Source organism: Psychrobium sp. 1_MG-2023 (assembly GCF_030689115.1).
Taxonomy (GTDB): domain Bacteria; phylum Pseudomonadota; class Gammaproteobacteria; order Enterobacterales; family Psychrobiaceae; genus Psychrobium.
Genome location: NZ_JAUYVJ010000059.1, coordinates 1 through 4,956, shown reverse-complemented (window position 1 = coordinate 4,956; position 4,956 = coordinate 1). Strand labels below are relative to the sequence as shown.

Sequence of the window (4,956 nt, the reverse complement as noted above, 5' to 3'; positions counted from 1 at the left end):
TCCCCCGAACGGTAAAGCCCAGACCTCAACGTTATGCTAGAAATAAAAATGCCGCTCACCTTAAGTGAACGGCATTACTCCTTCGGGAGCCTTTTTTGTTTTTAATTACTGAGTGTTAAGGTGATTACTAATTTTAGTGTCACATGTGAGCCGATTGCATGAGGGGTAAAGAAGTATGCAGCGCCTATGTAACTAGTCTTTATTATGGCTTTTATCTGAAGTGCGGCATTTGCAATCGAGTTGCGCTAATCTCTGCTCGATGTATCGCTCAACCATATTAGCCAATATCATCATCATGCCAAACAGATATAAAACAATCATAGTTAATATGTAATTGTCTTGTAAAATAGTTAATATAATTATCAATATAGCTGTAAATAAGAAAGAGAATGCTCTATTAAAATTGACTGCTATAATGGGTCCAAACACTTTTTCAAAAAATGTGACAAGTTTATCATGTAAGCTATTTGATGGAGGAGTTTTCATATTTTTCCTTTTATATTAGGTTCACCTTAATTAGTCATGCACGGAGTATAGGAAGATTCTGTCCAATAATTACAGTCACCGCTTTTGTTGCAAACCTTATATTGGGTTACTTTCGTACAAATGGAAGATGAGATTGCACTACCTGGGCCGACAGTGCCAGAACCTTCATTATCAGAGTTGCTTTCATGCTTCTCTAAGCACTGAGTATAAGTACGATAAGCTGCTCGGCTAGCCCTTTGACATTGGAATCTAGTATCAGCTAAATTAGCTGCAGCTAGGGCATATGCTGGTAATGTACCTACTAGCGGAGCACCAAGGCCACCTATAGAACCTGCGACGCCAATGGCGGCTACGGCTGTCCCTATTGATGCGACACGTGAACACCGTTCTAGTGTCGCAAAGCCATTATAGCCCTCCATCTCGTATTGATCTTTTTCATATCCACACTGGCTTGCACCATAAAGTGGCTTAGAGTCGAATAAAGTGAGTTCGGGGGAATCAAAGATTTCGTGAGAGGGGGCGGGTTGTATACGATCGCAATGCTCACTTTCAAAAGGGTCATCACATAATGGTTGTGGCTTAGGCTGTGTTTGATGTGCACTTGAAAACTCTAAAAAGTTCGCGTGAATAGATTGTATAGAAGAGGCTAAAGTCCATTGTTGCAAACTTGAATTATCGAATGCAAGAACCTCAGTTTGTCCTGTGAGTCTACTGTAGCGAGTCACTTGTGACGTTTTAGGGCTAATCTTAAAGAAGCTTCCATCATCGAAAATAAATGTAGTCTCTAATTCACTATTTGTCCTGATAAGGATTTTTTTCTGTTGGTTCGCAGAGTGATACTGGAAGGTATCATCAGAGGTTTGTAATAACTTACCGTAGAGATTACTTTTTATCACAGTATTGGCGGTTGATGAAAATGAAGCAAGCAAGCAAGCAAGCAAGTAAATGTTTTAATATATCTCACAATTAAATCCTTATTTATTAAATCCTTATGGAGGAAGTATACTGACATGTTTTTTTTCAAAAGGAAAGTTAGATAAGGTTCAGATAGATATCGTGACTCTAACTAAGTTTTCTATTAGGTATTTTATTTGAACTACGTAACATTACAGAATTGGTTATTTCTTGACACATGGCCGCGTTACGCATAGAATTTCGCGTCCCCATTTTTTGGGGATAGATTTTTCACCCAAATGAGTCTGCTTTTAGCAGGCTGAAGTCAACTAACTAGGAGCTATAATGGCAACAGTTAATCAACTAGTGCGCAACGCTCGTACAAAGAAGGTATCAAAAACTAACGTACCTGCTTTAGAAGCTTGTCCACAACGTCGTGGTGTATGTACTCGTGTATATACTACTACACCTAAAAAACCTAACTCAGCACTACGTAAAGTTGCTCGTGTTCGTTTAACTAACGGATTCGAAGTAACTTCATACATCGGTGGTGAAGGTCATAACTTACAAGAGCATAGCGTGATCTTAATCCGCGGTGGTCGTGTTAAAGATTTACCTGGTGTTCGTTACCATACAGTACGTGGAACATTAGATTGTTCTGGCGTAGCTGATCGTCGTCAAGGTCGCTCTAAGTACGGTGCTAAAAAGCCTAAGGCTTAATAGCTCTCCGACAGTAAGGCCAAGCAAACGAAACTAAGTATTAACCTGTTTTGGGGTAACCTGAAATACATTGGAGAATTAAGATGCCAAGAAGACGCGTCATAGGTCAACGAAAAATCCTTCCAGATCCTAAATTTAAATCAGAGATCCTGGCAAAATTCGTAAACATCGTAATGGTTGACGGTAAGAAATCTACCGCAGAAAAAATCGTATACGGTGCATTAGACATCGCTGCTGAGAAATCAGGTAAAGGCCATGTTGAATTATTCGAACAAGCACTAGAAAACGTATGTCCTACAGTGGAAGTAAAATCTCGCCGTGTTGGTGGTTCTACTTACCAAGTACCTGTAGAAGTACGTCCAGTACGTCGTAACGCATTAGCTATGCGTTGGTTAGTTGAGTTCTCGCGTAAGCGTGGTGAAAAATCTATGGCTCAACGCCTAGCTGGTGAATTAGTTGACGCTCTTGATAACAAGGGTGCTTCAGTTAAGAAACGTGAAGACGTACACCGTATGGCAGATGCGAACAAAGCATTCGCACACTACCGTTGGTAAAATAGTTTTAAAAACGCGATGGGCAGTTGCACAGCTTCTGAACATTGCGTTTGTTGTATATAGGAAACATCATTTTGGCACGTAATACACCCATTGAACTGTACCGTAATATCGGTATCGTTGCCCACGTTGACGCGGGTAAAACCACGACAACTGAGCGTGTTTTGTTCTACACCGGTCTTTCTCATAAGATTGGTGAAGTTCATGATGGCGCTGCGACTATGGATTGGATGGAGCAAGAGCAAGAGCGTGGTATCACGATCACTTCTGCTGCCACTACAACCTTTTGGTCGGGGATGGAAAAACAGTTCAAACAGCACCGTATCAATATTATTGATACACCTGGACACGTAGACTTCACCATTGAAGTTGAACGTTCACTACGTGTGCTTGATGGGGCCGTTGTTGTTTTTTGTGGTTCATCAGGTGTGGAGCCGCAGTCTGAGACTGTATGGCGTCAAGCCGATAAATACGAAGTGCCTCGCATAGTCTTCGTTAATAAGATGGACCGTACTGGTGCAGACTTTGAAGTGGTTGTCGATCAAATTCGCAACCGTCTTGGCGCTACGTGTGTTCCAATCCATTTAAATATTGGAACGGAAGAAGACTTCAAAGGCGTAATCGACCTGATTAAGATGAAGGCGATTAACTGGAGCGAAGATGATCAAGGTGCATCATTCACTTATGAAGAGATCCCTGCCGATTTACAAGGTCGTGCAGAAGAGCTTCGTGAAGAATTAGTAGAAGCAGCTGCTGAAGCAACTGAAGAACTAATGGATAAGTATCTTGAAGAAGGTGAACTCTCTGAAGAAGAGATTAAAGCCGCGCTTCGCCAACGTACACTAGCAAACGAAATCGTATTAGCAACTTGTGGTTCTGCCTTCAAAAATAAAGGTGTGCAAGCCGTTCTCGACGCTGTCGTAGATTACTTGCCTGCACCGACTGAAGTAAAAGCAATCACTGGTGTTGATATGGACGATAACGAAGTAACACGTCCGTCGAGTGATGATGAACCTTTTGCAGCATTAGCATTTAAGATTGCTACCGACCCATTCGTGGGGACGCTTTCTTTCATGCGTGTTTATTCAGGCGTAGTTGAGTCTGGTGCTCACGTCTATAATTCTGTTAAGCAGAAACGTGAGCGTCTAGGCCGTATCGTGCAAATGCACGCTAATGATCGAAACGAGATCACTGAAGTCCGTGCTGGCGATATCGCCGCGGCTATCGGTCTCAAAGATGTAACTACTGGTGATACTTTATGTGACCCTGATAACAAAGTTATCTTAGAGCGCATGGAGTTCCCAGAGCCTGTTATTGCGATTGCAGTAGAGCCAAGAACGCAAGCTGCTCAAGAGAAGATGGCAATTGCCCTAGGTAAACTAGCGGCTGAAGATCCGTCATTCCGCGTCGAAACCGATGCTGAAACGGGTCAGACTGTTATCTCAGGTATGGGTGAGCTGCACTTAGATATTATTGTAGATCGCATGAAGCGTGAATTCGGCGTTGATTGTAACGTCGGTAAGCCTCAGGTTGCATACCGTGAAACTATCCGTAGTACTGTGGAAGCAGAGGGTAAGTTTGTACGTCAATCTGGTGGCCGTGGCCAATATGGTCATGTTGTTCTTAAACTAGAGCCTAATGAGCAGGGCGCCGGCTACGAATTCTTTAATGAAATCGTTGGTGGTGCTGTTCCTAAGGAATACATTAGTGCTGTTGATAAGGGTTGTCATGACTCGATGAACCAGGGCGTTGTCGCTGGTTACCCGATGCTTGATATTAAAGTAACGCTTATCGATGGTTCATACCATGATGTTGACTCAAATGAAGTAGCCTTTAAAGTGGCTGGTTCTATGGGCTTTAGACAAGGCGCGCTCGACGCAAGTCCTGTCTTACTTGAACCAATGATGAAGGTTGAAGTAACCACGCCAGAAAACTGGATGGGTGATGTTGTTGGTGATCTAAACCGTCGCCGCGGCATGATTGAAGGGATGGAAGATGGCGTTGCTGGTATTAAACTAGTTTTCGCTAAGGTTCCTTTATCAGAAATGTTCGGTTATGCTACCGATCTACGTTCTGCTACACAGGGCCGAGCTTCCTACTCTATGGAGTTCCTAGAGTACAGTGAAGCGCCACAGAATATTGCTGATGCAGTAGTCTCTGGCAAACGATAAAAATTTAATTTGACCCTTACCACATTAGGTATTGGTTTTAACATATATATAAAAAGGCTATATCATGTCTAAAGAAAAATTTGACCGCTCCAAGCCGCACGTTAACGTTGGTACTATCGGCCACGTTGACC

The 4,956-nt window shown here is 42.6% G+C and carries 5 protein-coding genes; 3 read left to right on the top strand and 2 right to left on the bottom strand.

Translation table 11 applies throughout. From position 1 onward, the window contains the following. Window positions 1-192: 192 nt before the first annotated feature. On the bottom strand, window positions 193-486 hold the full coding sequence (locus tag Q8W26_RS17640) for a hypothetical protein (protein ID WP_101215762.1): 294 nt from the start codon (window positions 484-486) through the stop codon (window positions 193-195). Between the two features lie 26 nt (window positions 487-512). After that, on the bottom strand, window positions 513-1,382 hold the full coding sequence (locus Q8W26_RS17635) for a hypothetical protein (protein ID WP_153071538.1): 870 nt from the start codon (window positions 1,380-1,382) through the stop codon (window positions 513-515). 343 nt (window positions 1,383-1,725) lie between these two features. Here Q8W26_RS17635 and rpsL point away from each other — a divergent pair, with 343 nt between their 5' ends. The 3 genes from rpsL (at window position 1,726) to fusA (ending at window position 4,825) form a co-directional block, all read left to right on the top strand. Further along, the gene (gene rpsL / locus Q8W26_RS17630; protein ID WP_101215760.1) at window positions 1,726-2,100 is read left to right on the top strand and encodes a 30S ribosomal protein S12; all 375 of its coding nucleotides are present in this window, start codon (window positions 1,726-1,728) and stop codon (window positions 2,098-2,100) included. 83 nt (window positions 2,101-2,183) lie between these two features. Then, a complete protein-coding gene (rpsG, locus tag Q8W26_RS17625) occupies window positions 2,184-2,654 on the top strand; it encodes a 30S ribosomal protein S7 (RefSeq protein WP_101215759.1) in 471 nt (156 codons plus the stop codon). Window positions 2,655-2,728: 74 nt separating this feature from the next. Beyond that, window positions 2,729-4,825, top strand: a complete 2,097-nt coding sequence (gene fusA, locus Q8W26_RS17620) for an elongation factor G (protein ID WP_101215758.1) — start codon at window positions 2,729-2,731, stop codon at window positions 4,823-4,825. Window positions 4,826-4,956 lie beyond the last annotated feature (131 nt).